The sequence below is a fragment of the Acinetobacter sp. ANC 4805 genome (assembly GCF_022549495.1).
Classification (GTDB): domain Bacteria; phylum Pseudomonadota; class Gammaproteobacteria; order Pseudomonadales; family Moraxellaceae; genus Acinetobacter.
This window is the reverse complement of record NZ_JAKZGD010000011.1, coordinates 22,567-48,446: the sequence shown is the minus strand read 5'-3', so window position 1 is coordinate 48,446 and position 25,880 is coordinate 22,567. Positions and strand designations below refer to the sequence as shown.

General features: G+C 39.2%; 23 protein-coding genes, 4 tRNA genes and 1 pseudogene. 6 read left to right on the top strand and 22 right to left on the bottom strand.

What is annotated here, in order from left to right; genetic code table 11:
* Window positions 1-254: 254 nt before the first annotated feature.
* The 3 genes from MMP60_RS14040 to MMP60_RS14030 form a co-directional block, all read right to left on the bottom strand.
* A complete protein-coding gene (locus MMP60_RS14040; protein WP_241336981.1) occupies window positions 255-1,826 on the bottom strand; it encodes an amidohydrolase family protein in 1,572 nt (523 codons plus the stop codon).
* Between the two features lie 711 nt (window positions 1,827-2,537).
* Window positions 2,538-2,801: a hypothetical protein gene (locus MMP60_RS14035; RefSeq protein ID WP_241336980.1), complete on the bottom strand. Its 264-nt coding sequence runs from the start codon at window positions 2,799-2,801 to the stop codon at window positions 2,538-2,540.
* A gap of 247 nt (window positions 2,802-3,048) precedes the next feature.
* On the bottom strand, window positions 3,049-4,221 hold the full coding sequence (locus MMP60_RS14030) for a zinc-binding dehydrogenase (RefSeq protein WP_241336979.1): 1,173 nt from the start codon (window positions 4,219-4,221) through the stop codon (window positions 3,049-3,051).
* A gap of 308 nt (window positions 4,222-4,529) precedes the next feature.
* Between MMP60_RS14030 and MMP60_RS14025 the strand changes: the two genes are divergently transcribed.
* The 5 genes and pseudogenes from MMP60_RS14025 to MMP60_RS14005 all read left to right on the top strand — a co-directional run bounded on the left by MMP60_RS14025 (window position 4,530) and on the right by MMP60_RS14005 (window position 9,868).
* On the top strand, window positions 4,530-5,252 hold the full coding sequence (locus MMP60_RS14025; protein WP_241336978.1) for a hypothetical protein: 723 nt from the start codon (window positions 4,530-4,532) through the stop codon (window positions 5,250-5,252).
* A 4-nt stretch (window positions 5,253-5,256) separates the two neighbouring features.
* Window positions 5,257-6,102: a hypothetical protein gene (locus MMP60_RS14020; RefSeq protein ID WP_241336977.1), complete on the top strand. Its 846-nt coding sequence runs from the start codon at window positions 5,257-5,259 to the stop codon at window positions 6,100-6,102.
* Window positions 6,103-6,315: 213 nt separating this feature from the next.
* A pseudogene (locus tag MMP60_RS14015) lies at window positions 6,316-7,199 on the top strand (phosphoribosyltransferase family protein).
* Window positions 7,200-7,218: 19 nt separating this feature from the next.
* Entirely contained in the window at window positions 7,219-8,706 is a 1,488-nt protein-coding gene (locus MMP60_RS14010) for a nicotinate phosphoribosyltransferase (RefSeq protein ID WP_241336976.1), read from the top strand.
* 406 nt (window positions 8,707-9,112) lie between these two features.
* On the top strand, window positions 9,113-9,868 hold the full coding sequence (locus MMP60_RS14005; protein WP_241336975.1) for an NUDIX domain-containing protein: 756 nt from the start codon (window positions 9,113-9,115) through the stop codon (window positions 9,866-9,868).
* A 25-nt stretch (window positions 9,869-9,893) separates the two neighbouring features.
* Here MMP60_RS14005 and MMP60_RS14000 read toward each other — a convergent pair whose 3' ends face one another.
* From MMP60_RS14000 to rpe, 16 genes are all read right to left on the bottom strand, one after another.
* Window positions 9,894-11,498 carry a choline dehydrogenase gene (locus MMP60_RS14000; protein ID WP_241336974.1) on the bottom strand — a complete coding sequence of 535 codons (1,605 nt, stop codon included), beginning with the start codon at window positions 11,496-11,498 and terminating at the stop codon, window positions 9,894-9,896.
* 184 nt (window positions 11,499-11,682) lie between these two features.
* The gene (locus tag MMP60_RS13995) at window positions 11,683-12,318 is read right to left on the bottom strand and encodes a nuclease-related domain-containing protein (protein ID WP_241336973.1); all 636 of its coding nucleotides are present in this window, start codon (window positions 12,316-12,318) and stop codon (window positions 11,683-11,685) included.
* A 130-nt stretch (window positions 12,319-12,448) separates the two neighbouring features.
* Window positions 12,449-12,525 (bottom strand) — tRNA-Pro (locus MMP60_RS13990).
* A gap of 4 nt (window positions 12,526-12,529) precedes the next feature.
* Window positions 12,530-12,605, bottom strand: a tRNA-His gene (locus MMP60_RS13985).
* Between the two features lie 38 nt (window positions 12,606-12,643).
* A tRNA-Arg gene (locus tag MMP60_RS13980) sits at window positions 12,644-12,720 on the bottom strand.
* Between the two features lie 70 nt (window positions 12,721-12,790).
* Window positions 12,791-12,867: transfer RNA gene (locus tag MMP60_RS13975), tRNA-Pro, on the bottom strand.
* A 131-nt stretch (window positions 12,868-12,998) separates the two neighbouring features.
* The gene (nadA, locus tag MMP60_RS13970) at window positions 12,999-14,063 is read right to left on the bottom strand and encodes a quinolinate synthase NadA (protein WP_018677974.1); all 1,065 of its coding nucleotides are present in this window, start codon (window positions 14,061-14,063) and stop codon (window positions 12,999-13,001) included.
* Between the two features lie 143 nt (window positions 14,064-14,206).
* The gene (gene argJ, locus MMP60_RS13965; RefSeq protein ID WP_241336972.1) at window positions 14,207-15,427 is read right to left on the bottom strand and encodes a bifunctional glutamate N-acetyltransferase/amino-acid acetyltransferase ArgJ; all 1,221 of its coding nucleotides are present in this window, start codon (window positions 15,425-15,427) and stop codon (window positions 14,207-14,209) included.
* 307 nt (window positions 15,428-15,734) lie between these two features.
* The gene (locus MMP60_RS13960) at window positions 15,735-16,220 is read right to left on the bottom strand and encodes a methylated-DNA--[protein]-cysteine S-methyltransferase (RefSeq protein WP_241336971.1); all 486 of its coding nucleotides are present in this window, start codon (window positions 16,218-16,220) and stop codon (window positions 15,735-15,737) included.
* Between the two features lie 62 nt (window positions 16,221-16,282).
* Window positions 16,283-16,603 (bottom strand): multidrug efflux SMR transporter, encoded by a 321-nt coding sequence (locus tag MMP60_RS13955; RefSeq protein ID WP_241336970.1) that lies wholly within the window; start codon window positions 16,601-16,603, stop codon window positions 16,283-16,285.
* 167 nt (window positions 16,604-16,770) lie between these two features.
* Window positions 16,771-17,316, bottom strand: a complete 546-nt coding sequence (locus MMP60_RS13950; protein ID WP_241336969.1) for a hypothetical protein — start codon at window positions 17,314-17,316, stop codon at window positions 16,771-16,773.
* Between the two features lies 1 nt (window position 17,317).
* Window positions 17,318-17,821 carry a cobalt transporter gene (locus MMP60_RS13945; protein ID WP_241336968.1) on the bottom strand — a complete coding sequence of 168 codons (504 nt, stop codon included), beginning with the start codon at window positions 17,819-17,821 and terminating at the stop codon, window positions 17,318-17,320.
* Window positions 17,822-17,903: 82 nt separating this feature from the next.
* Complete coding sequence (locus MMP60_RS13940) at window positions 17,904-18,800, bottom strand: copper resistance protein B (RefSeq protein WP_241336967.1); 897 nt, start codon at window positions 18,798-18,800, stop codon at window positions 17,904-17,906.
* Complete coding sequence (locus MMP60_RS13935; RefSeq protein WP_241336966.1) at window positions 18,787-20,676, bottom strand: copper resistance system multicopper oxidase; 1,890 nt, start codon at window positions 20,674-20,676, stop codon at window positions 18,787-18,789. The genes MMP60_RS13940 and MMP60_RS13935 overlap by 14 nt, the downstream gene beginning before the upstream one ends.
* Before the next feature lie 68 nt (window positions 20,677-20,744).
* The gene (locus MMP60_RS13930; RefSeq protein ID WP_241336965.1) at window positions 20,745-21,164 is read right to left on the bottom strand and encodes a hypothetical protein; all 420 of its coding nucleotides are present in this window, start codon (window positions 21,162-21,164) and stop codon (window positions 20,745-20,747) included.
* A 366-nt stretch (window positions 21,165-21,530) separates the two neighbouring features.
* A complete protein-coding gene (gene rpe, locus MMP60_RS13925; RefSeq protein WP_241336964.1) occupies window positions 21,531-22,217 on the bottom strand; it encodes a ribulose-phosphate 3-epimerase in 687 nt (228 codons plus the stop codon).
* 184 nt (window positions 22,218-22,401) lie between these two features.
* Between rpe and MMP60_RS13920 the strand changes: the two genes are divergently transcribed.
* Window positions 22,402-22,677, top strand: coding sequence for a DUF2218 domain-containing protein (locus MMP60_RS13920; protein WP_241336963.1), 276 nt, complete (start codon window positions 22,402-22,404; stop codon window positions 22,675-22,677).
* Between the two features lie 200 nt (window positions 22,678-22,877).
* Here the strand turns inward: MMP60_RS13920 and MMP60_RS13915 are convergent, their stop codons facing one another.
* The 3 genes from MMP60_RS13915 to MMP60_RS13905 form a co-directional block, all read right to left on the bottom strand.
* Window positions 22,878-23,291: a hypothetical protein gene (locus tag MMP60_RS13915; RefSeq protein WP_241336962.1), complete on the bottom strand. Its 414-nt coding sequence runs from the start codon at window positions 23,289-23,291 to the stop codon at window positions 22,878-22,880.
* Between the two features lie 144 nt (window positions 23,292-23,435).
* A complete protein-coding gene (gene fghA, locus MMP60_RS13910; RefSeq protein ID WP_241336961.1) occupies window positions 23,436-24,275 on the bottom strand; it encodes an S-formylglutathione hydrolase in 840 nt (279 codons plus the stop codon).
* Window positions 24,244-25,689: a C13 family peptidase gene (locus MMP60_RS13905; RefSeq protein WP_241336960.1), complete on the bottom strand. Its 1,446-nt coding sequence runs from the start codon at window positions 25,687-25,689 to the stop codon at window positions 24,244-24,246. The genes fghA and MMP60_RS13905 overlap by 32 nt, the downstream gene beginning before the upstream one ends.
* Window positions 25,690-25,880: the final 191 nt, after the last annotated feature.

Here is a 25,880-nt window from a genome sequence, read left to right as displayed (position 1 = left end):
TGTCATTGGTTGTGTCATTTTATCCAAAAAATGACATAGGTTGTGTCGCAGTAATTTTCATTATGTGTCGCAAAGACTTATAAGTTCTTGAATTTACGTGTTCAAGAATGACAGAAGATGTGTCGCATGACGGCCACGCGCGTCACATAAGTTGTCATTAATCATTAATGAACTACACCCCAAAAGTTGGATATTTTTAATCTAACTTTTGGGGTGTTTCTCTATAGCCAAATATTTTCAATAGATTCTTTCATTCAATCATGGAATGCAGCTTTGGCATATTCGGGCATATTTATACTTGCCCTCATTAACTCTTTGAATTTGGGATCATCAACAGCAGTCATAGGCTGCAAAACCATAGCTTTAGCAGGTAAATTATTTTCTCGAGCTAAGAGCTCTAGAAAATTATCATCATGCATTTCATCTTCAAGATACCACTGATCATCACTTCGCTTGAAGTGGGCGCTTTCTAATATATTTTGTTTTTGTTCAGCTTCAAATTGAGGTAGGTTTTCCAAACCATATTGAATTTTATTTATCGCATCATTGAGAGTAATTCCACCGACTCCCATATCATTCTCTTCAACTAAATCAATAAGAAAAGTCTTACCTCCAACAACAATCTTTTCAATAGTCGCTGAATCAGCAATTATCATATTATTTTCTTCAGCTAAACGCACACGACCATCAATTATCACAGCGCGTATTGATGTTTCTTTTGCCTGAATTAATCTTATGTAATGATTATCGCCAGTCCCTTCCAAAATAAGTAAATCTGCCCACTTTCCAGATTCAATACTACCTAAGCAATGATCCCAACCAATCATTTTTGCTGGCGTACTAGTTACTGCGGCAACTAGCTCCCTTTCTGTTAAAACTTTTCCTAAATGCTCATTTACAGCATATGCAACTTTGAGTTCGCCTAAAATATTTTTACAACCACTAGGAGACCAATCTGCGCCGATGGCAATAGGAATTTCATTTTTCTTAGCTTCAGTTATTTTACAAGTTTTACCATAGAGTAATAAATTACTAGTAGGTGACCAGACTACTCCAGCTACAGCACGAAGAGAATCAAAATCCTCTGCTTCTAGATCGACACAATGTATACAGATTAGATGAGAATTCAGAGCACCTGTTGCTCTTTCTAAGTCTTTAAACCGCTCTCTAGCATCCTCATCCACACCTTCACTCAGATGATATATAAAAGGTTTACCTTCCCCTGTCCATTGCAGCATATCCTTCAAACCATCAGCATTAAAGTCTGGGGTTTTCGACTTTACTGTCGGAAGTTCAGTCACCAATGGCTTCTCAATATTTCGCATTAGACCATCGTATGTCACATCTTTAGTTAAACCCATACCATGCCCAGTTGTTACTCCACCAAACAAATTACGGCACTCTGTGAATCTAATAATTGCGCGCCTATAATCAGTATCTTTATGATTATTAAGTAATCCAAATGGAGCACTTACGGCTGGGTAATATTCAGGAATACGCTGCCATTCCTTTCTATTATTAAAAGTTTTTTCAACATTCCATAAAGGAATCATGTTGTAAGGTAAATGATTATGCAAATCAAAAAGACCTGGATAAATTGTCCCATTAATTACTGTAGGAATGATATCTTGGAATTCATTCGGTAATTGTTCTCCTTCTCTCAAAATTGCTTTGATTATTTTTCCTTCAATACACAATGAACCATTTAAGATGACATCATGATCATCATTCATGGTTACAATATCACCGCATAGAACAATTCTTTTTGGAGCAAAAATATCATTAGAATGAATATTAATTTTTCTTTGTTGTACAAAATTAATCATTTCTTATTTCCCTTAAACAGCAACCAAGCAAAAGCTATGTATTGTTGTTATTTTAAAGATTTGAATATCAATTAAAGCCGTTATCCATCTGAAATTTAATATTTTCCGATTAAAATATCCACACTACACTCTCAAACAACATTGAATATATTTTTACAACTCTAAGCTTTAATATCATGGAATAGCCACCCCACATTTAGTACAGACTTAACCGATACATCTACAAAAATTTTAGACACCAAAACATCAGTCAACGTAAGCCTTTTACTGATATGCCTTTATTGTGAAAACCCTTATTGCAATCCATTCTCGATATTTCCCACGGAAAAAATTTAATTCTTAAAGAAAGTAAACTGAATAAAAAGCCTTAGAAATACTTATGAGTACTTCTATAAATCAAAACAACTTACCTAATTCGATTTTCCTCTAAGAAATGCAATGTATCTTTGAAGGTGAGCTGAGCAGGTACAGTTTTTAGTAAAAATTGATATTCATGACCTGTAGGATAAGTTGCTTGATCAAAAAATCTGGTCGTCGTCGGAACTGAACGCTTTTTAAGTTCTATAGCAAGTTGCTGAGCTTGCTATTCAAAAGATGCTGTATTTCCGTCGGTCAAATAGATTGTGGGTAAGTTTGCAGTCAAATAATCAGAAGCTGTTAACCCCATAATAACAGGCTCTGGATATTTAGCAGAAGGGACTAAATCATAATTCAGACCATCACTTGATAACCCTCATATGCTAAACGAGTTGCGTATTCCTTAACTTCAAATTTATCCCCACCAATAAAACCACCACCATGAATCCAAACCATCAAAGGTTTATGCTGTAAAGGATGATTTGGCGCATAAAAATCAAACTGATTCTTCTGATATCGTGATGGATAGCATAAATCCTTAAAGACTCGTACATTTTTATCGAGATATTGCTTAGGACGATCGTCTTGAGGAATGCCAAATAAACTATGTTGCAACAACTATAAAGTTGGCTTTGAACTAAATAAACATACACTCAATAACAAGACTAAAAACAATGCAGCTAAAATTATTATTTTTCTCATCGTTATTTCCATGATTCAGTCTCGTATCTAAAACAACAAGACATAATTACATAGATATAAACGTGATTATAAAATTAGGCAATCGTAATGCTTGCCTAATTTTATCTATGACCTAATCATCTATCTCAATAATAACAACGAAATAGATGATCTATTCACATCATCAACCCAATAGTTGAATCTCTGAACCAGCACGTTTTGGATCAATTAGAATTTTGGCATGTTGTTCTGGGTCACGTAAGGCATCAAAGGCATGACCTACCCCTTCCAAGCCCACCACACCAGTGATGAGTGGTGAACAATCCACTTTGCCTTCAGCAATCATATGTAAGGTGTCACGGAACTCAAGCGGTGTATAGCCCAGTACATACTGAATTTCCAATTCTTTATTAATCGCCAATGCAGGCTCGATTTTATCGCTTTGCATACAGACACCAACCCCCACAATACGTGAGAACAATGGTGCTCCTTCCAAAATTTGCTGCATAATCCCTGCAACACCCACACATTCAAATATCACGGGACGTTTAGGTAATAAACCGAGTTTGTCACCCACTCGCATGGCATTGACCCACGGTAATGAGAAGGTCTGAACTTTGTCAAAAATACCCATCCCCATATTAATCGCTTCAGATACATTGCCCAATAAACCGAGCTCTTTCCAGCTGCTAAATGGAGATTGCTGTTTAGGATCAATCAATACATCTGCACCACATTGCTCAGCTAAACGACGGCGATTCGGTGAAAAATCACTAGCAACCACGGTTTTGACGCCTGCCGCTTTGAGCATAATAATCACACCCAAACCGACTGGACCACAACCAATCACGATTGCTGGTTCATTTTTCTTGATGCGACTACGACGTACTGCATGTAAAGCAACTGCCATTGGCTCAGTCAACGCTGCGCTATCCGCATCTAAACCATTTGGCACTTCAAACATCAAACTTGATTGAACCAAGACTTGCTCTGCATAACCACCTGAAGCACTCGGTGACAGTCCAGTCGGAACATAGCCTTGCGGTTCAACATTTAACAATGGCATCGCACAAACTAAGGTATCTACTTTCAGTTTACGACGTGTTTTTGGGCCATAGTCTAAGACCTTGCCGCAAAACTCATGACCAAAGACTAATTTATCAGAGGATTTTGCAACTCCATTAAAACCTACACGTGCTGCCAAATCATGCATATGGTCACAGTGATGTTGCATATGTAAATCAGAACCACAGATTCCACAACGTACCACTTCAAGTAATACTTGCCCTCTTGCAGGCACTAATTGAAGACTGTCTTCTAGCTTTAACTCAGCGTTATGACAAACCAGAGATTTCATAGGATGCTTTCCTTATTGTTTTATTGCATTTGTTAGCTTTTCTGACTTTTTATTGATTAAAACAGTTTGGCTAACGCATTTCATTTTTAATTTTGACAAAGTGTATTGTCAGAATCTATGACCTAAAGATCAATATCACAGAAGAATAAGGTCAGAACTTCATGAAACGATGATTAAAAACAATAAGTTCAAATAACATCCAAATAAATAATGGATGATTGTAATGAGAATATAATCATTTACAATTAACATTACTTTACGTAAAAGATCAAAAATTTAACAATTACCCTATATTTAAGGAATCTCCTATGCGCTTGCAATTCGCAGCAATCACTTTAACAGCAATCACTTTAACAGGCTGTGCCACACTTAAGCCAATGGAATTACAACCTGAGTTTTGGCAACAGTCCAACAAAAAAGTCGCTGTAGTTGTATATGAACTACCTAAAACAGCGGCTTATAAAGCAGGTAATCAAGGATTGTTAGATATCGCTATCAATAATGCGATTTCTAATAAATTTGATAACTTTGTATCTAGTCTACAATTTGAACCATATAGCGCACTTGCAGAAGATATTGAAAAAGAATTTGATCAACGCGGTTTTGATGCAACTGTTGTAAAGGTAGATGTAAAAAATGTTCCTACTTTGGTCAAAACACCTGAACAGAAAAAGAACCCTGCAATTTTTCAGATGAACCTCGCTGCTGTATCAGAGCTAAAAGATAAAGATCTTGTATTTATTATTACGAGTACCCAAGTTGGTACAACCCGATCTTATTATAGTGTTGTGCCAACCTCTGCGCCTCAAGGTATATATGGAGGAATTGCCCATCTCGTTGATGTAAAAACCAATGAAATTAAATGGTGGAAACCTGTAAGTGTAATAAAACCTGTAAATGGTGATTGGGATCAACCACCATCTTATCCAAATGTTTCACAAGCAGTTGATTTAGCAATCGAAGCATCAAAACAAGAGTATAAAAAGCAATTATTCAACAATAAAACACCAAATACGGCGATAACTAATTAATATTATGAATAAACTCAACAAACTCTCTTGGTTTGTGGCTGTCGTTATCTTTACTTTTACCTCATCTGTGTCCGCAGATGAGGTACTAACTCCACCACAAACAGCAATCAAAATTTCTTTAGCTACCAGTGATACCGATTTCTCAATTGATATGACGAATGCAGCAGCCGTACCAGTCCCGATACAAGCAGTTCAAGGGGTAGACCCTTTAGTTGCATTAACTGGTGTTATTATTGGTTATATGGCAGTAGATAAAATTAGTTCAACAGCTGAACAAGCTGAACAAAAAAAGAAAATTCCCCATCTTCTAGAAATATCAGAAACGATTAATCCTCATCTTCTGCTCAAAAACCAATTTAACTCAGAAATCATCAAATACCCAAAGTGGGCAGATGGTCGCTCATATCAATTAGATATAGCACCTGAATATCATTTGAATGCTACGTTAAATACAATAAGGATGGTCTTCAAATATCACTTAAAAGCATCAAAACCAAATACTAAGAGTGAATCAACAAAAGCTAATATTTATATCTTCCACAACCTTGAGCAAGAAACAAGTAATCCTGAAAAAATAAAAACTTGGGAAGAAGCCAATGAAGAAAAGCTTAAAAATACCTTTCTACAAAGTGCAATTTTACTCACAGATGCTTTTTCAAATATAGATGTAAATCAAACACTCAATAGTGATTTTTTAATCGCAACTACTTTTAATGATGAGAAACTAAGGGGTTTTGCAATTAAACAAGATCACGATTGGTTATGGCTATTAGACCAAAATAAAAATATTTATATTCTAAAACCTAAACGCACCTTTGTTCTTAAGGCTGGCAATTTAAAAACAAGCTAAGCTCACAAGATTCATCGCCTAAATACATATAGAGTATTTCACGAAAAGACAGCATTCATGCTGTCTTTTTTATGAACTATTCTCTGAATTAATGATTTATTTAAAACACTTACCCTTTTTCTAAAAAATTCTATAGAACACTTGCATTAAATAGTGTCTTTATGACAATATATATTTACTGGCTTTAAGCCACTATAAATAAGAAGTTAAAAAATGACGATTCAACTTATGACAGCTCAAGCGAATGTTCCCATCGAGTTTTTGCAGTTTTCAGGTGGTGAACGTCATATTCAACTCAAACAAAATTTATTAGATCAGTTGCAAAAAAACACGCAGATCAAAGCCTCACTGAATAACAGCACAGATGTGATGGATTATCTGTTACTGGAAAATGTGTTGCTTGAGCAAGGCTCTCGCCTTTCTGTGGAAATCCCTTATTTCCCTTATGCACGTCAAGACCGCATCTGTACACAAGGTCAAGCCTTTTCACTAGATTTGATGACTAAGTTATTGAATAGCAATACAGAAAAGTTTGCAGGACAGCGTCAAAAAATTGTGGTGTGGGATTGTCATAGTCAAGTGACCCTTGAACTATTACGCCAAAATACCCGCTTCCAACAGGTGATCAATATCGAACCAATTCAGATCATTCAACAAAGTGAAGCATTGATGCAGATCTTAACCGCCGACAATACGATTTTGGTCTGCCCCGATGCAGGCGCAACACAACGTACCCAAGCGATTGCTAATGGCATCAATTCACAACGTCAGAATGCGATCGAGATGATTCACTGTGAAAAAAACGTGATCCTAGCACTGGAAAAATTAGTACAACGACAGTGAATAGCCCTGATCTGACAGGAAAAACCGCAGTGATCACCGATGATATTTGTGATGGCGGTGCAACCTTTATTGGTATTGCCAAACAACTGCGTAGCCTAAATTGCCAAAATATTATTTTATATGTCACGCATGGCATTTTTAGCAAAGGTTTAACCGTATTCGATGGACTGATTGATCAAGTGTTTACGAGTAGCAGCTTGGTTCAAGTAGAACCCACCCAACTCAACATCATTAATTTTCAAAACCAAGATTAAAAGCGCGAGGAGTATAAAAATGAGTATTAAAATCAACCCACTCAATGCAATTGATTTCTATAAAGCGGACCACCGTCGTCAATATCCAGTGGGAACTGAATACGTCTATGCCAACTTTACGCCTCGTTCATCGCGTTTAGCTAAAATGCTGCCTGATTTTGATGACAAGATTGTGTTCTTTGGTCTGCAAGGTTTCATTAAACATTTTTTGATTGAAACTTGGAACGAGGGCTTCTTCAATCACCCCAAAGCCAAAGTCGTCGCAGCCTATAAACGCCGTATGGACAATTCTCTAGGTGAAGGTGCTGTGCCTGTTGAACACATTGAAGACTTACATGATTTAGGTTATTTACCATTAAGAATTAAAGCATTGCCAGAAGGTAGCCGAGTCAATATCAAAGTGCCTGTATTGACCATTATCAACACTGATCCAAACTTCTTTTGGTTAACCAACTATATCGAAACCATGCTCAGTGCCGAACTATGGAAAAGTTGTACCACTGCAACCATCGCTTATGAATACAAGCGTTTATTAACACAATATGCAGAAAAAACGGGGGCGCCTTTAGATTTCATCCCAGTTCAAGGACATGATTTCAGTAGCCGTGGAATGAGTGGGATCTATGATGCAGCCCAATCAGGCGTGGGGCACTTGACCAGTTTTATCGGTACCGATTCAGTCGCTTCCATTGACTATGCAGAAGAATATTACAATGCTACAGGTGTGATTGGGGTTTCCGTACCTGCAACCGAACACAGTGTGATGTGTATGGGCAGTGAAGAACGCGAAATCGAGACCTTTAGACGTTTGATCTGTGAGCTTTATCCTACAGGCATCGTCAGTATCGTTTCTGATACTTGGGATTTCTGGCGTGTGATCACTGAGTTTAGTGTCGAATTAAAAGCCGAGATTTTACAGCGTCAACCGAATGCGCTCGGACTCGCCAAAGTGGTGTTTCGTCCCGATTCAGGTGATCCAGTAAAGATTATCTGTGGTGATCCTGATGCAGAGCTAGATAGTCCCGCTTATAAAGGTGCGGTGCAATGTTTATGGGAGATTTTTGGCGGAACAGAAACCGCACAAGGCTATAGAGTACTAAACGAACGTGTCGGTTTGATCTATGGTGACTCAATTACCCTAGAACGTGCGCAAAACATCTTAAAAGGTTTGTCAGCCAAAGGTTTTGCTTCAAATAATCTGGTCTTTGGAATTGGTAGTTATACCTATAACTATTTGACTCGTGATACTTTTGGTTTTGCGGTCAAAGCCACTTGGGGACAAGTGAATGGTGTTGGTCGTGAACTGTTTAAAGACCCTGTGACGGATTCAGGCGTTAAAAAATCAGCCAAGGGCTTATTACGGGTTGAACAAACAGCGAATGGCTTTGAGTTATTTGATCAACAAAGCTTTGAACAGGAGAATATGGGCGCACTGCAAACTGTATTTGAAAATAGTCAATTGTTAAGAGAGTGCTCGCTTGATCAAATTCGGGAGAGATTGGTCTAAAACGATACAAGACCACTAATTTGAAGTTCATCTACTCTACATCATGACAAGTGGCATGGATACAACCCATTTAACTGCCTTGCACTAAGTTCAAAATGTTATGTTAAAAATCTTAACCCCTCCTAACCTCCCCTGACAAGGGGAGTTAGGAGGGGTTAATTATGCTAATTGGTATTACTTTGAACTTGGCTCAGGATGCAGCATCTGCTAATCAGTCGCAATGAAAGATTTTTGTTTAGGCTTTATTCCTTAAAGTATGCAATTGCCAATACACAAAAGTTTTGATTTCTCGATAACGGATGTCGCTATGCCGAAACAAGCTAAACTCTTTTTTCATTTATAAACAGCGCATTCAAATCTATAAAAACCTTTATACTTGATTCACTCATCCATGAGATAACGCTAAATGACCTATACCTCCGAACAGGAATACCTTGCCCACTATCAAAAAACAGACTATGACACCCCGCTGTTTACGGTTGATATGGCAATTTTTTCTGTGGCAAAAGGTCAATTACAGGTTTTAATGATTCAACGCTCCAACTTCCCCGAAAAAGGGAAATGGGCACTGCCTGGCGGCTTTGTCGATTTAAAAACCGATCCCAACTTAATGGCAACAGCTCACCGTAAACTGCTTGAAAAAACAGGGATTCACTCCCCTTATCTTGAACAAGTTGAGACCATCGGCAATCAGCATCGTGATCCACGCGGTTGGTCAATCACTTCGCTATATTTTGCCCTAATTGATTTTAATAAATTTCAAATTCAACAAAGTACAACAACAGAACAAAGTGAGTGGCTTTCTATAAATGAAGCCTTGAAACTTGATTTGGCTTTCGATCATAAAGACTTACTACAGTTAGCATTTGATCGTCTTTGCAACAAAACCCGCTATACAGCCTTACCTGCTAGCCTGATGCCTGAGTTATTTACGCTGACTGAATTGCAAACAATTTATGAAATTATTTTAGGTCATACATTAGAAAAAAAATCATTTAGACGTCGTATGCAAGAAGCAGAGGTCGTTGAGGAAACAGGACAGCAAAAGATTGTCGGCAAACGCCCTGCCCAACTGTTTCGTTATGCACTCGACAATTATCATTTCACTTTTCCACGTATGTTAGAAACACCACGTCATCCGACTGAAAATGAAAAGAGCTAAGGCAAAAAACCTTAGCTCTAAAAACCTACTTCCAAGTTTGACGAATCATATCGACTGCTTTCTCAGCAATCATGATTGCTGGTGCATTGGTGTTACCATTCACGACCGTTGGCATAATGGAAGCATCAATCACACGAAGCCCATCAATACCATAAACTTTCAGCTCAGGGTCCACCACCGCCATTTCATCCACACCCATCTTACAACTGCCCACTGGATGATAAACCGTGTCAACACGTTGGCGTAAAACCTCACGAATTTCATCGTCAGACTTCACATTGGCAGTAAACATATCTTCTTTGATTTTTTCATTTAACGCAGGTGCTTGCATCAATTTTTGTGTAACTTTATAGCCATCGACCATATCTTGAAGATCTTGTTCATCCTCTAAGAATTTAAAATCAATCAATAATGGATCATCAACATTTTTACCACTGAGTTTGACTGAACCACGTGCACGTGGATTCAATAAACACACATGACATGAAATACCATGACCTGTATGCATCGTTCGAGCATGGTTATCCACCACCGCAATCACAAAATGCAATTGTAAATTCGGCTTATCTAACTCAGGACGGCTTTTTAGGAAACCACCACATTCAGCATAGTTGGTCGTGATCAAACCACGGCGTTCTTTACGATAACGACCAATCTGCTTAACCAAATCTAAACTACCACCAACTGAAACCCCGAAAGTTCCATCGATTTGCTTGGTTTTATAAGCAAAGATAAAATCAGGATGATCGTGCAGGTTTTCCCCAACACCGACAAGGTCCTTCACCACAGGGATACCATGCTTCTCCAACTCTTGACGTGGGCCAATCCCTGATAACATCAACACTTGTGGCGATTGGAATGCACCAGCAGAGAGTAAAACCTCCTTTTTGGCATTAATGATCGTGGTTTGCCCTTTATGTTTATACTCCACCCCAACAGCACGACCATTTTCAATCACAATACGAGCAACCATTGCTTGTGTGATGACATGTAGGTTTGGACGTTTACCCAAATAAGGCAATAAATATCCTCGTGCAGCACTCCAACGCTCACCATTTTTTTGTGTAACTTGATAAACCCCCAAGCCCTCTTGCTCAGCGCCATTAAAGTCATCATTCAATGGATAGCCAACTTGTTGAGCAGCTTCAACAAATGTTTTTTGATAAGGATTATCTGAACGTAGCTCTCCAACATTCAATGGACCATGCTGTCCATGATATTGATTACGAATGCGTTCGTTATGTTCTGATTTTATAAAATAAGGCAGTACTTCTTGATATGACCAACCTGTATTGCCTAGAGCAGCCCAATGGTCATAGTCACTGTGATGTCCACGGATATACACCATCGCATTAATCGCAGAACTTCCCCCTAAACATTTCCCGCGAGGTTGATAACCCTTACGCCCATTTAAGCCTTTTTGTGGAATAGTCTCCAAAGCCCAGTTATTCAGTTTTGTAGGAATACTAATCACAGCAGCAGCAGGTGTATTCACCAACCAACTATTCCCATCACCACCAGCTTCAAGTAAACATACTGATATATTTGGATTTTCTGAAAGCCGACCTGCAAGTACACAACCTGCTGAGCCACCACCAATAATTACAAAATCAAAAGCTGCTTGTGTCATTTCTATCCCTGTTATTTTCATTTTTTAAAAAGTTAAAAATATTATGCCTAAAACTACATAAATAGGCGGCATTACTTGTCTAACAGCTCCATGCTCTACAATTAAAAATTAACTGGATATCACTCAAACTACAATAGCTAAACTAAGCAAGGAATTTGAGATAAATGATCAGACAAAGCAAAGGCTAATTTATGGCGTCTTTCTTCGTACTTTTCTGTTTGAGATATTCAACATGTTGGCGATCTGTTTTCCATGAAGATTCCAATATTTCTTTTTCTATTCTGTAATGAATTCTTTTTTGCTTCATTGAACTGATTACTTCCTCATTGAAGCTCTTTACATAATTTATCCATGCCTTTCCACGAAATACATTTTCAGGCATCTCTGTTTTGAATTCACTTCTAGGAGTAAAAACAATAACCGAATGCAAATATTTTGGTTCAAGTATATCACTTAAAATCATCTCCAAAACTTTCATGTGTTTATAGTTTTGATGTAATGGATTTTGAAATTTATAACTTTTTTTATAAATCTTTTGCGTCCATTGTTTCTGACGAGTACTACCAAAAATCCAACCTGTATAGTTTTTCGTTTCTATAATAAAAACACCGTAAGGACTTATTAGAATGTGATCAATTTGTGTTGTTCCCTGCTCTTGATCAGGAATCGTACAGTTATTTAACAGAATATACTCATCGCCTAATGCTTTATCGACATGTACAGCAACCATGAACTCACCCATCTTTCCTTTAAAATCAGGCGATTTCAAATAAGTAAGAACGGCTAAAATAATAATGATAAAAATAAAATAGAAAAGCATCTCTTCCCAATCACTTATAATTTTTAAAGTTTAAAATAATGAATCTAATACATTATAAATATCATAACTAATTAATGCAGACGTAAAAAAACCGCTAAATTAGCGGTTTTTTATCTCATCGTTAAGATGATGGTCGGAGCAGTAGGATTCGAACCTACGACCCCCTGGTCCCAAACCAGGTGCACTACCAGGCTGTGCTATGCTCCGAATGTGGGGTGAATGACGGGATTCGAACCCGCGACAACTGGAATCACAATCCAGGGCTCTACCAACTGAGCTACATCCACCATAACATGTTTTGATTCTATGTACCAAGCTACCAAAATGGCGCGCCTGACAGGATTCGAACCTGTGACCATCCGCTTAGAAGGCGGATGCTCTATCCAACTGAGCTACAGGCGCATAACGATGATAATAATATCAAGCGATACTTCGCCGATTTTAAAGCAATGTTTTACAACATCATTTTAAATGGTCGGAGCAGTAGGATTCGAACCTACGACCCCCTGGTCCCAAACCAGGTGCACTACCAGGCTGTGCTATGCTCCGATTTTCTCAGCTTTTATTGTATCGCACATCGTGCGGTACGGTGTGCATTCTAGGCTTGACGTCGCATCACGTCAACACCTAGTTTTAAAAAAAATGCTTTTTCCTTATCAAATGTATATTTAACAAGCATTTTAACGCTTTAGCGAGGCACTAAAGTTCAACATTCGATCTAATGGTAATTTTGCTCGTTCAGCAAGCGCAGGATCAACGTGTATTTCTTGATCAGCGTGCTGCAATACATGCAAAATTCCATCCAATTCATTCATTGCCATCCACGGACAATGCGCGCATGAGCGACAGGTTGCCCCCTCACCTGCGGTTGGTGCTTCAAATAATTCTTTATCTGGCGCAGCTTGCTGCATTTTATAAAAAATGCCACGGTCTGTTGCTACAATCATTTGCTTATGTGGCAAAGTCTGTGCTGCTTTGATCAATTGTGAGGTACTACCGACCGCATCGGCAATATCCACCACAGATTCAGGTGACTCTGGATGAACTAAAACTGCCGCATCAGGATAAAGCGCTTTCATTTGTGCAATGCCACGCGCACGGAATTCTTCATGTACGATACATGCGCCATCCCATAACAACATTTCTGCACCTGTTTTCTTTTGGATATAACGTCCTAAATGCTGATCAGGTGCCCAAATAATTTTTTCACCCAAGCTATCAAGGTGTTCAATAATCTCAACTGCACAGCTTGAAGTCACCACCCAATCGGCACGTGCTTTGACTGCTGCCGAGGTATTGGCATACACCACCACAGTATGATCAGGATGTTGATCACAGAATGCAGAAAACTCATCGACTGGACAGCCCAAGTCAAGTGAACAGGTTGCTTCTAGGGTCGGCATCAATACTGTTTTTTCAGGTGATAAAATTTTAGAGGTTTCACCCATAAATTTAACCCCAGCAACAACCAGTGTTGTCGCAGGATGATCACGTCCAAAACGTGCCATTTCTAATGAGTCAGAAACACAACCACCTGTCAGTTCCGCAAGCTCTTGCACTTCAGGATCGCAATAATAATGTGCGACAAGTACAGCATTGCGTTTTTTAAGCTCTGCTGCAATTTGCGCAAACTTTTCTTGTTTCACTTCTGGGCTAAGACGATTGTCTTTTGGGTCACCCAAACGATCTAAATGCGCCTGCACAATATTTTTGGCTTCGTTCGCAATTAAATTCGCATCATTCATAAAGCGTCTTCTCTATCCTGCGTGCTTGCATCGCTGCAAACTTATAACGTGGGTATCTTGGTGATCATTTGGGATAAATCACTTTATCCACAAACCAGCTTATAAAAAAAGCCTCACTGTGGAGGCTTCATTATAACGCAAATTTATGAACGATAATCGGCATTAATTTTTACATAGTCATAAGAAAAGTCACAGGTATACACCGTGTCTTTTGCTGTACCACGTCCAAGATCAATACGAATCGTGATTTCCTTCTCAGCCATGACTGCTGCACCTGCCGCTTCGGTATAGTCAGGATTCGCACCTCCATCCAAACAGATCTGCACATCACCTAACCAAACTTGTACTTTACTACTGTCTAGGTTGGGTACACCTGCCTTACCTATTGCCATCACGATGCGTCCCCAGTTTGGATCTGAAGCGAATAAAGCCGTTTTAATAAGTGGTGACTCAGCGACACTATAAGCAACATCGCAACACTCTTGCGTGTTTGCTCCACCTTCAACTTGAACCGTGATGAACTTGGTTGCCCCCTCTCCATCACGCACAATCAATTGCGCTAGACGATTCATAATACGTGCCAATACATCAAGTACCTGTTGATAACGTGCATCATCTTGGCTCTGAATCTCAGCACCACCCGCTAAACCCGTTGCTACAAAGATACAAGAGTCATTGGTTGAGGTATCACCATCAATGGTAATGCGGTTAAATGAATGCTCAACTGTAGTCTGCAAAAGCTGCTGTACAGATGCTTTTGAAATCGGTGCATCTGTTGCAACAAAGCTGAGCATGGTCGCCATGTTCGGGCGAATCATACCTGCGCCTTTACTGATGCCTGTCATGGTATAAATCACGCCATCAAGTTCAAACTGCTCAGAAGCACCTTTAGGTGTAGTATCTGTGGTCATAATGCCTGATGCAGCATCTGCCCAACGATCAGCATTTAAATCGTTTAATGCAGGCTGAATACCTTGTACTAAACGTTCAATTGGCAACTGCTCACCGATAACGCCCGTTGAAAATGGCAAAATCTGATTGGTTTGCACACCTGTCAACTCAGCGAGTTTCACACAAGTCACTTCTGCATTTTTATAACCAATTGTTCCTGTTGCAGCATTGGCATTACCTGTATTAATAATCAGGTAACGTGGCGTGTTCTCTGCCAAGTGTTTTTTGCTGAGAAGTACAGGCGCAGCAGCAAAAGCGCTTTGGGTAAATACCCCAGCAACGTTTGAACCTTCAGCAAATTCAAAAATGACTAGATCTCGTCGATTTGGATAACGTACATACGCCTCAGTTGAGCCAATTTTTACACCCTGCACCACATGCATAAGTGGCATTGTTACGTCACCAACAGCCATTTTTAAACTTCCATTCAACTTGTTATGAAAGGCTTAAGCTTATTCCAAAAGGCGATTAAAATCGAGTATTAACGACATGGATAATTTATAAAATAAAGTTAGTTTTTTTAGAATTATACTCAAGGTTGACTATCATGATAGGCGGCATGGATGCCGCCAGTTTGGCTGTGGTATCAAGGATGTACCATCAGCCAGACAAAAGATTTTTGTTACTTTTCATCTTTGAAAAGTAAAAGAACGCCTATGCAAAATACATCTAATCCCTTACTGATTTATGAGGCTATGCAGAGTTTGAAATTAAAATTATTTAAGCTTTGCTTTGCTCTAAACTGAGTAAAATTTTCTTCTTATCCAAACCACCCGCAAAACCGACCAAAGCCCCACTCGAACCAATCACCCGATGACACGGCGCAATAATCGAAATTGGGTTTCTACCATTGGCAGCCCCAACAGCACGTACCGCTTTTTCATTACCAATCTGAACTGCAATGTCTTTATAACTACGCTTCTCACCATAAGGAATGGTCAACAAAGCCTGCCAAACCTGTTGTTGAAAATCTGTGCCTTGAAAGTCCAAAGGTAAATCAAATTGCTGACGCTGACCTGCGAAATATTGTTCTAATTGTTTTTTAACTCGAAGTAACATCGGATGTTGACGATCCTCTATCAGTTCGGCGAGTCGTACTCGTTTATGGTCTTCATTGTCCCACATGACCGCAACAAGTGCCTGATCATGGGCAACCAATTTTAATGCACCAACAGGAGAGTCCATATACATATACACCAGTTGCATTAAAAATCTCCTTTACGCTACTTCAATCTTAGTTCCCCCTCTTTGATAAAGAGAAGTAATTTTTATGAAGTTGAAGATAGTTTCATCAAAACTAAACCCGAAACAATCAGTATTGCTGCAATCATTCGCATTGCGGTCATTGGCTCATGCAAAACGATGATCCCAACAATAAACGATCCAATCGCACCTATCCCAGTCCAAACCGTATAGGCTGTCCCTAAAGGCAATGATCGCATTGCAATTGACAGCAATACGACACTTAAAATCATAAAAATGAGGGTCACGATACTAGGTGTTAATTTGGTAAAACCTTCAGACATCTTCATGGAATATGCCCAAATAATTTCAAAAACCCCTGCCAATATTAAAATTACCCATGCCATTTTTTACACTCATCTTTATCAAATATTGGGTCGTCCCAACGTGATGCTTTTGAGGGAGGTCGTCCTCCTAGGGCAGTAGTGTACTGTAAAAATTTATGGCGATGTCAGGCATTATATATTCATTTCAGTCGTGTATTTTTAAAATTAAAATACTTCATCAGTACAATTTATTGCCACGAAATTTGATCCACTTGCATCAACTCACACGCCCCATTACCCGTGTCTTCACGAGATAAAGAGCTTTTCCAATGCCAGCCATCTTTCGCCTGTATTTCAATTAAAGAACCTTTTAAATAGACTAAATCATCTTTTTTAATTTTTTTCATTTGTGATGCAATATACGCATTTGCGGGAACTAAATGCATATTGGCACTATGTGTTGCGATTTCTCTTAACGCAATAGGCGGTTCATGATCAACGCGCCAGTAATACCAACGATTATTTTGCGAAACATCAATTTGTTTATAAATCTGAGGATTTGCCATGTCCCCCCAACCGACCGCAATATCCATAGGGGAAAAGTCGGCTTCACGTCCTAAGTTATAATCTTCCCTAGAAAGCACACGGAATGCTCCTTCATATTTTTCTAATGCGGTAATCTGCACGCCTTGCTGGGTCGTCATTTGGCTAATATCAGGTGCAGGTTTAAGTACCTGTGTCCAAACCAACCATACGAGCGCCAATCCTAATACGCCATACATCCATCTTGGCATTTTACTTATCCTTCTTTCCTTGTAAGCATGTTATCCATTGCTTTAAACGACCTAAAAATAAATCTAAAAAACGACTGATAAGCCTAAAATAACCACCCGATGACTCAGTTGACTTATTCAACAAAGGAGAAGTATCGGTATTAAAATCCATCATTTCTAAAGGTTCATAATGAGATAAGGTTTGTTGTAACTCCGCTCCCAAACTCAGACGGGTTAAGGCAACAGTGACGTCATCAATTGCACAATGATGATACAAAGTAAGATGGCGTGTGTCCAAATCAATGCTATGTTCAACTAAGATTTCTGCAAATGGCAATAATGCTTTTCGAATACGTTGTACTTCCACAAAACCACTCATGTGCGGAATATAATAAAAACTCACTTTCATACTGCTATTTAGTGGAACAGGTTCAAGCTGAGCGAACAAATTTTGTGGTTTCTCGCTTTGATTTATACATTGATCTGTGTTGTCAGTTATTAAATTGTCTTGTTGTTCTAAAGCCATTTATGCACCATGAATGACTCAAAAAAGATACTGCTAGTATAAACGAACAGTATCTCAGGGTAGTGACATTTTGAACAAAGGATTAGAACTTTAGCGTAAGTCCTAAGCCATAAAGCCAACCTCTCTCACTGTCAGAGGCAGATTGCCATTCAGTTTGTTTCAAACCTTTATTATATGTGTACGCAATATCAATAAAAGGCATCACTTTTTTACTGATTTCATAACGAGTTTGTACACCTGTCTGTAATTTGGATAATCCAGATTTAACTGCATAATTCGACTCATCACTCAACATGACATCTACATTCAGATAAGGTTGAGCAATCAACTTTTGCGTAAATAATACATCGCGTGTTGTTTCCAAACTCAATTGCCAACGTTGATCTTGACCTGCATAAAGATAGGCTTCTGTTTCAAAGAAATACGGCGCTAGACCATGTAGTCCCAATACCGTGCCCCATTGATTTTTACCATGCTTTTGTTCAGGTTGATATTGATAACGAACACCTGCTTGGACATCCCAAAAGTCAGCAATATTACGACTATATAACAGCATCGCTTCGGTTTGAGTATACTCAGATTCCGCTTTTTCTACATGAGCTTTGATAAATATTTTATTTTCATCACCTCCCACCCATGTTTTTAGCTCAGTACTGGCACTGCCTCGACCATCATCAACGACCCACGCATTTTTAATCGTTGTGGCTTGATAAATTTGTCCACCATGTTCACGGTGATGATCGTGTGCATCATGTTGAATATCAGATGGTACTTGCCTTAATTCAAGTTGATGTCCTGAATGATCAACAGAAGATGATGTCTCCATCAATATATTCTGTTGTACCGGCTGATCCATTTGCATCATTTGATCATGACCCTCATGCGCAGACGCAAATGCACTCAAAGAAGAAATCATGCCACCTATTGCCAATAATTGCGTATAGCGTTTCATCGTAGAAGGTTGCTTAGTGATGTGCATGGCTCGCTCCTTGAGTGGGTTGAACAGGTGTAGCTTGTGAAACTTTGCTGTCATCGACATTTGCGACAATCAATTTACTCATCATGCCCGCACTCATGTGGTACAACAGGTGACAATGAATCGCCCATTCACCGAGCTCATCCGCAGTAAGTAGAGCTGTAACAGTTTTGCCCGGTGGCACGATCACCGTATGTTTATTGGGCATATCTTGTAATGCCTGACCATTTTCTAATTGCATAAACATGCCATGTAAATGCATCGGATGCGCCATCATACTTTCATTGACAAATTTCAGTCGAATACGCTCGCCATAGCGGACTGTTAGAGGCTTAAAATCAGGATCACTAAACTTTTTACCATCAATCGTCCAGATGTAACGCTCCATCGTGCCACCCAGACGGATCACCAATTCACGCTCGGCTGGACGGCGATAACTTTCTGATTGTGGTTGCAGTGACTTCAAATCAGCATAATTTAAGGCTTTTTGGTTTACTGGCGTTGCTGCATTCGCCCAACCCTGTACATGATCAATACTTTCTTTTGTAGAAGATGCAGCCGCTTGATGCTGGCTATGATCCATCTCCCCCATCGTCATCTGCGTATGAGAACTGTGATCCATCTTGCTCATATCCATCTGACCATGTCCACTGTGATCCATCTGCGACATACCCATTTGAGCATGTGAACGATGATCCATCGTGATCTGTGATGTTGTTACAGTTGTCACTTTTTCATGTGGTACTTGTGATTGGTTATGATCCATATTCGGCATATTCATTTGATCATGCGCGCCATGATCCATTCCCATATCTTCCATGCTTAATAAAGCACGTGGGCGTGATTTTGGGATTTGCACTGAGGTTGGATTGCTTACCTGTTCATTCTGCAATGACCCAATTGCAAAACCAGAACGATCTATTGACTCTGCCTCAATTTGATAATGCGCCTGTTTAGGTTCAACCAATACATCATAAGTTTCTGCTGTACCAATACGGAATTCATCTACGGGAATAGGCTGTACAGGCTGACCATCGGCACTGACGACTGTCATTTTTAGGTTTGGAATACGCACATCAAAAAAAGACATGGCTGATGCATTGATAAAGCGCAAACGAATCTTTTCACCCGTTTTAAAAGCGCCTGTCCAATTTTGTTGAGGTGTTTTCCCATTCACCAAGAAAGTATAACCAGTAATGTCTGATAAATCGGTTTTGAGCATCCGCATCTGGTTCCACATCGAACGATCTTGCCACGTTGCTTTCAAACCTTGTTGTTTCACTTGCTTCCAGACATCACTTACCGTTTCACGTTGGTTTTGGTAATACTCAGCAGACTTTTTCAAATTTGCCATGATCTTGTCGCTTTCCGTTTCATGAAAATCAGACAACATCACCACATAATCACGCTCAGCTTTTTCGTGTACAGCAACAGGTTGCTTACCTTTCGGATAGATCACCAACGGACCATATAAGCCATCTTGTTCCTGTCCTTTGCTATGTGCGTGATACCAATAAGTACCATTTTGTCGAACCTTGAAGCGATACTCAAAGCTGCCATTCGGTTGAATACCTTTAAAACCATTAAAACCAGGAACGCCATCCATAAGCCCAGGTAAAAGCAGACCGTGCCAATGTAAAGAAGTATTTTGATTCTTCAGTTGGTTATGCACATAAATCACGGCTTCATCGCCCTCTTCAAACTCAAGAAGCGGAGCAATAAACTTACCGTTGACCGTCATACGTTGCACAAGCTTCCCTGTCACATTGACGAGACCTTGATTAATATTCAGGTGATATTCTTTGATTGCAGCCAAACTATAAGGTGCAAAAAATAGACTTAAGCTAGCAATGACACCAGCATATATTTTTGAGGACATGATATTTTCCTAATCTGTTAACGATTCAAATTGCTCTTTTCAACAAAATAAAGAGCCTGTAAAACAGATTAGGTTCTAGGAGGACGTAAAATCTCTTGCCAATAACCCGCAAGATGGCGAGCTTGATACGCTGTATTTTTATAGCTGCTCAGTTCTAAAAACGGCGAGCCAGATAAGCTTAGAATCTGCTGATCGAGTGCTAGATTGATCGTTTGGCAATGTGAAAAACTATTACAGTCAGGACAATGTTGCTGATCTTGCATTTGCCCATCATGGCATTTAACAACATTGGTCACATCATGTGACATTTGCATTTGATGATGTTGATCCATCATTTGCTGATCGTGACATGGCATGGTTTGCACTATTGATGTTTTTTGATCCAATCGAACTTCTTGAACTGCTGCAACAGCCACACCACTTCCCCCAATGAAAAATATCATCAGGAATACAAACCATACATGCTTGTATTGTTTATGAAGTTGCACTGAATATCCTTAGATCAATCATCAAATGAATGCGATTTACTTAGCATAATTTCTTTCTATGTTATGCACAATCTACTTTATGTTCAAATTATGCTAATTTCACACATGTACATAACCAAGCTGCCAATTTATTGAACAATAAAATATCAGATCACTGATGGGCAAAAACAAAGCAAAATAAATCGCTTAGCGCACAAAAAAAGGACAAAAATTTGTCCTTTTTTCATCATTTTGCTGTGAATATAAACAACTGAAATCATTTTGTTTATTTTAACAACATCTTATCCACCTGCTTATCAACACGGTTATCCACCCAGTTATAAACAAAGTTATCCACAATCTTATGTGAAAAATAGGATGAAAACACTAAACTTCTGTTGCACCAACTTTCGCCAACTCTGCACGCATTTGATCAATTACCGTTTTATAGTCGGGTTGACCAAAAATCGCTGAACCTGCAACGAACATATCGGCGCCTGCTTCGGCAATCTCACGGATATTTGCAGGACCAACACCACCATCAACTTCTAAACGAATATCACGACCACTCGCATCAATAATTTGACGTGCTTGACGCAATTTTTCCAAGGTCATTGGAATAAATTTTTGCCCACCGAAACCAGGATTTACGCTCATTAACAGAATTTGATCGACTTTATCCAAAACATAATCCAAATAATGTAACGGCGTTGCTGGGTTAAAGACTAAACCCGCTTTTGCACCACCTGCCTTAATCAGTTGTAAAGAACGATCAATATGATCTGTCGCTTCTGGATGGAAAGTAATAATGTCTGCACCTGCTTCCAAGAAATCACCAATCATACGATCAACTGGAGAAACCATCAGATGCACATCAATCGGTGCTTTAATCCCATAGCTTTTTAATGCTTTACAGATGCCCGCACCAAAAGTAAGGTTTGGTACATAATGGTTATCCATCACATCAAAATGCACAACGTCTGCACCCGCAGCTAGAACCTTTTCTACATCTTCACCTAAACGTGCAAAATCAGCAGATAAAATCGAAGGAGCAATTAAATAAGGCTTGGACATGGATGACCTGGCAAACTCTGAGAAAATAATCTGGAGATTATAGCAAATTCATCGCACTTAGGTTTGTTACAAAGTCATTATTACAGCATTGCAAACTTGCAACAGCACGTTGCATGAATACTATTTTTAATCTCAGATGATTTTGTTATTTTTAACGATGAAAAGTAGAATATGACCTTAAGACATGAATAGCACAACACAAATTACAACAGATGAAGCAAAACGAATTAGTAAGCGCTTGCTCAATCACTGGAAGCATAAATTTGAAGTGGCTGAAACTGAAGCATACTCAAAAATTTTCATGCCTACAGCAACGGTGACTCTTACACCACAAGAACAGCATTTAGATGTATTGATTGAAAATCAGCAAGAAGATGTTGCTCGTCTAGAACAAGTGGTGATTGACCATTTAAATCGTATGGCTCAGCAGGAGTTTATTGTTGAGTGGCAACATCATTAATAAGAAGCTCGAAAGAGCTTCTTATTAATGCATTACTTTTTCGAGTTGAATTATATGGATATGGAGCTGTAAGTGATCATTCTTAATCCCAAAGCTATCTAATTTTTCAAAAATACCTGATGTCATATCTTTATCAATAAGCCATAACGTTGAAGTTAAGGCGGCACGCTGAAGTGTCCATCTAAAACGACTTGTTAGACCTATTTTACATTGAACTGGTCATAAATCTTATTATTGAGCTCGATGAATTGCTGCACAACGCGATCGCAGTTTTCCTTAGAGTTCCCACACTTTACGTCCATGCCCATAAATACTCGCCCATCTTTCTCATAGGTGTGGCGTAGGACAGCCGTTGGGTGTGCGAAATGGCTAGGTTTTGTAATGCTCCAAAGCGAATTCTCAGCTTTGTCATTCAGAATAAACCATTCCTCATTTTCTTCTGTAGTAACGTTAGGTTTTGCTCTGACGGCGGCTAATGCTGTTGCAGGGCTTGGATATGAAATGTTAACAGCGAGTGATTCTCGCAAGCCGCCTTCATGTGTGTGGAGGTCTGCACTTTGAGTTGCACAAGCGGGTGTGGTAGCTAAGATGAAAAGTAAGATTGGTATGCACATGATCTTCATTGAATAGACCTAACCACAGTTATACGGCATAACTGCCACATGATTAAAAGTATACTGCACAATTTTTCCTATTATTTCAAAGTATTAGCCCACCTAGCAATTTAGTATACATATCAAATGGACTACAAAATAGTCTTAATGCTTTTCTAACTGAATCGCATGGAATTGCAGATGATCATTGATAAAACTTTGAATAAAGTAATAACCATGATCATAACCTTTGTGTTGGCGTAGGGTTAAATGTTGCCCTGCATCTAGGCAAGCTTGCTTAAACTTTTCAGGATTCAATTGAGCATAAAACTGATCGTCTAGACCTTGATCAATTAAAATTTCCTCAAAGATTCCACCCTTTTGCTGAACTAAGGCGGTTGCATCATGCGCTAACCATTGCTGTTGATCCGCACCTAAATATTGGCTAAATGCCTTTTCACCCCATGGGCAAATACTCGGCGCACAAATCGGAGCAAAAGCTGAAACTGATTTAAATTGTTCTGGGTATTTAAATGCCAAGGTTAACGCACCATGTCCACCCATTGAATGTCCCAAAATCCCAATCTGACTTTCGATAATTGGAAATGCTTGTAAAACGTGTGCGTAGAGTTCATCAACCAAATAAGACTCCATTTGGTAATGTTCAGCCCAAGGTTGTTGAATTGCATTGATATAGAAGCCTGCACCCTGACCAATATCCCAATGATCACCTTGTGCAACGCCCTCCCCACGCGGAGAGGTATCAGGGCTAATTAAAATCAGACTCAGCCGAGCAGCCATACGCTGTGCATGTGCTTTAATTGCAAAGGTATCTTCAGTACAAGTCAAACCTGCAAGATAGAATAATGCTGAACAAGGCTTCCCTTCTAAAGCAGCAGGCGGCAAATAGACGCCAACTCGAGTTAAACCGTTAAGATGCTGTGACTCTAGCTGATAAATCCGTTGCTCACCCTCAAAACAACGATTTTTTTGCAGTAGCTGCATGTTGATTATCCTGTGTTTTTGTAATGTCTGTTGTTGTGATATTTTGCGTTGGGAATAGATACGGCTCAAGTTGTGGCAACATCAATTCCATGTTACGACCAATTGCCCATTGCGGTTCAGATGGTTCAAATCCTTGAGCAGTTTCCCACTGTGTCACAGTTTGCTTAGACTGATCAAATGCTTTTTTGATTGAGGATTGTTCACGCATCGCTAAATCAAAGAAAGCTCGACCAAAGTAAGTGTAATCTGCTTCATTATTACAGCCAAAAGAGGTTTTATCTGCTGCTGAAGCAGTAATAATTAGAGTTTCAGGTGACTGTAATGCAGGAATGAAACTCCCCGAATAACACGCTGAAATAACAATGACGCGCCAACGAATACCTGACTTATCAAGCGTTTCACGTAGCCATTTTGGATCGACTTGCCCCAACTCTAAAGGTGCATTTTCAATTTCAAAGTGATTACGCTCACCATGTGATGTCATATACAGGAATAACACATCACTATCACGATTCATCTGCTGACCAATACGGCGCAAAGCCAACTCAATACTGGTTTTAGAGGCAATTGGAACATCTAAACGTGTCGCAGAATTATTAATCAACATAATGGAGCGTCCAAACGTTCCAAAACGCGTATCAAACTGCTCTCTGATGCGCTCAATCTCAGATTTGAATACATCAGCATAGCTATCCCCTGCGACACCCATAAAATACCAGTGGCTTTTCGCAATATCTCCATATTGGATTTGATCTAATGCTTTATCCAACACATGACTTTGCGCATAAAAAGCATCTTCAGCAAAACTTGGCGGTGTCTCTTCAACTTTCCAAATCGGCTGATCTTTTACAGAAAGCTGCCAAACTACCATCGTTGCAATCGTTGCCACAAAGACTAAGGCACGTTCCCACCACGGCCAATTTAATGCACGTGAAAATACCCAAATCACAGCTAAACTTTGCCAGACAAATAGTCCAACAAACAAAGGTGGCAAGAAACCGTTATAGATGGTATCAGGAATAAAATTAAGATAGCCGTTTGAACCTAAATATTGAATCAAGCACTGTAATAATAAGATATTGGTATCAAGCACTAACCATAATAATGCAGGTACAAGCATTAAACGGGCTTGGTTCATGCGTTGCGAAAGGAAAATCCCCACAATTAAGGCAATAAAAGGCCAAAGTGCGTAACCAATCAAACCTTGAGGGTTAAATTCACCAATTTGCCCTGCCACCAACCAGCTATAAAGTGAGTTGGTACAACCACCTAAAATACCCCAGATAATGAGTTGAGTAATTGATGGATGAACAATCTGTAAGGAACGTCGAGACCCAAGGAACAACCACATTCCAGCAATTTGGTTACTTTTAAAATCATGCCAGATATTAATGGAGGGTTTAAGGTCTATCATAAAATTCTTCGGGTGTTTCTCTTTTTAAGCCTAAACTGAAAATATGTTCATCTTTTATAAAATGAATATCGCTTTTCCCAAAAGGTACGATGTACCATTCTCATTTAAGCTCGACAAGAATTTTTTATCAATCATGCTTTTGCACTATATCACAAATCTTTACCGAGCATTGACCTAAGCTAAACAATCAG

What these genes read in the sequence shown, in the direction of transcription:
- MMP60_RS14005 (WP_241336975.1), top strand. Translation starts at nt 9,113, where the DNA reads ATGACCTATACCTCCGAACAGGAATACCTTGCCCACTATCAAAAAACA.
- MMP60_RS13935 (WP_241336966.1), bottom strand. Translation starts at nt 20,676, where the DNA reads ATGTCCTCAAAAATATATGCTGGTGTCATTGCTAGCTTAAGTCTATTT.
- MMP60_RS14000 (WP_241336974.1), bottom strand. Translation starts at nt 11,498, where the DNA reads ATGACACAAGCAGCTTTTGATTTTGTAATTATTGGTGGTGGCTCAGCA.
- MMP60_RS13960 (WP_241336971.1), bottom strand. Translation starts at nt 16,220, where the DNA reads ATGCAACTGGTGTATATGTATATGGACTCTCCTGTTGGTGCATTAAAA.
- MMP60_RS13940 (WP_241336967.1), bottom strand. Translation starts at nt 18,800, where the DNA reads ATGCACATCACTAAGCAACCTTCTACGATGAAACGCTATACGCAATTA.
- MMP60_RS14025 (WP_241336978.1), top strand. Translation starts at nt 4,530, where the DNA reads ATGCGCTTGCAATTCGCAGCAATCACTTTAACAGCAATCACTTTAACA.
- MMP60_RS14020 (WP_241336977.1), top strand. Translation starts at nt 5,257, where the DNA reads ATGAATAAACTCAACAAACTCTCTTGGTTTGTGGCTGTCGTTATCTTT.
- fghA (WP_241336961.1), bottom strand. Translation starts at nt 24,275, where the DNA reads ATGCAGCTACTGCAAAAAAATCGTTGTTTTGAGGGTGAGCAACGGATT.
- MMP60_RS13995 (WP_241336973.1), bottom strand. Translation starts at nt 12,318, where the DNA reads ATGCTTTTCTATTTTATTTTTATCATTATTATTTTAGCCGTTCTTACT.
- MMP60_RS13950 (WP_241336969.1), bottom strand. Translation starts at nt 17,316, where the DNA reads ATGCCAAGATGGATGTATGGCGTATTAGGATTGGCGCTCGTATGGTTG.
- MMP60_RS14030 (WP_241336979.1), bottom strand. Translation starts at nt 4,221, where the DNA reads ATGAAATCTCTGGTTTGTCATAACGCTGAGTTAAAGCTAGAAGACAGT.
- MMP60_RS13955 (WP_241336970.1), bottom strand. Translation starts at nt 16,603, where the DNA reads ATGGCATGGGTAATTTTAATATTGGCAGGGGTTTTTGAAATTATTTGG.
- MMP60_RS14040 (WP_241336981.1), bottom strand. Translation starts at nt 1,826, where the DNA reads ATGATTAATTTTGTACAACAAAGAAAAATTAATATTCATTCTAATGAT.
- MMP60_RS13905 (WP_241336960.1), bottom strand. Translation starts at nt 25,689, where the DNA reads ATGATAGACCTTAAACCCTCCATTAATATCTGGCATGATTTTAAAAGT.
- MMP60_RS13915 (WP_241336962.1), bottom strand. Translation starts at nt 23,291, where the DNA reads ATGTGCATACCAATCTTACTTTTCATCTTAGCTACCACACCCGCTTGT.
- MMP60_RS13945 (WP_241336968.1), bottom strand. Translation starts at nt 17,821, where the DNA reads ATGGCTTTAGAACAACAAGACAATTTAATAACTGACAACACAGATCAA.
- MMP60_RS13920 (WP_241336963.1), top strand. Translation starts at nt 22,402, where the DNA reads ATGAATAGCACAACACAAATTACAACAGATGAAGCAAAACGAATTAGT.
- rpe (WP_241336964.1), bottom strand. Translation starts at nt 22,217, where the DNA reads ATGTCCAAGCCTTATTTAATTGCTCCTTCGATTTTATCTGCTGATTTT.
- argJ (WP_241336972.1), bottom strand. Translation starts at nt 15,427, where the DNA reads ATGGCTGTTGGTGACGTAACAATGCCACTTATGCATGTGGTGCAGGGT.
- MMP60_RS14010 (WP_241336976.1), top strand. Translation starts at nt 7,219, where the DNA reads ATGAGTATTAAAATCAACCCACTCAATGCAATTGATTTCTATAAAGCG.
- nadA (WP_018677974.1), bottom strand. Translation starts at nt 14,063, where the DNA reads ATGAATGATGCGAATTTAATTGCGAACGAAGCCAAAAATATTGTGCAG.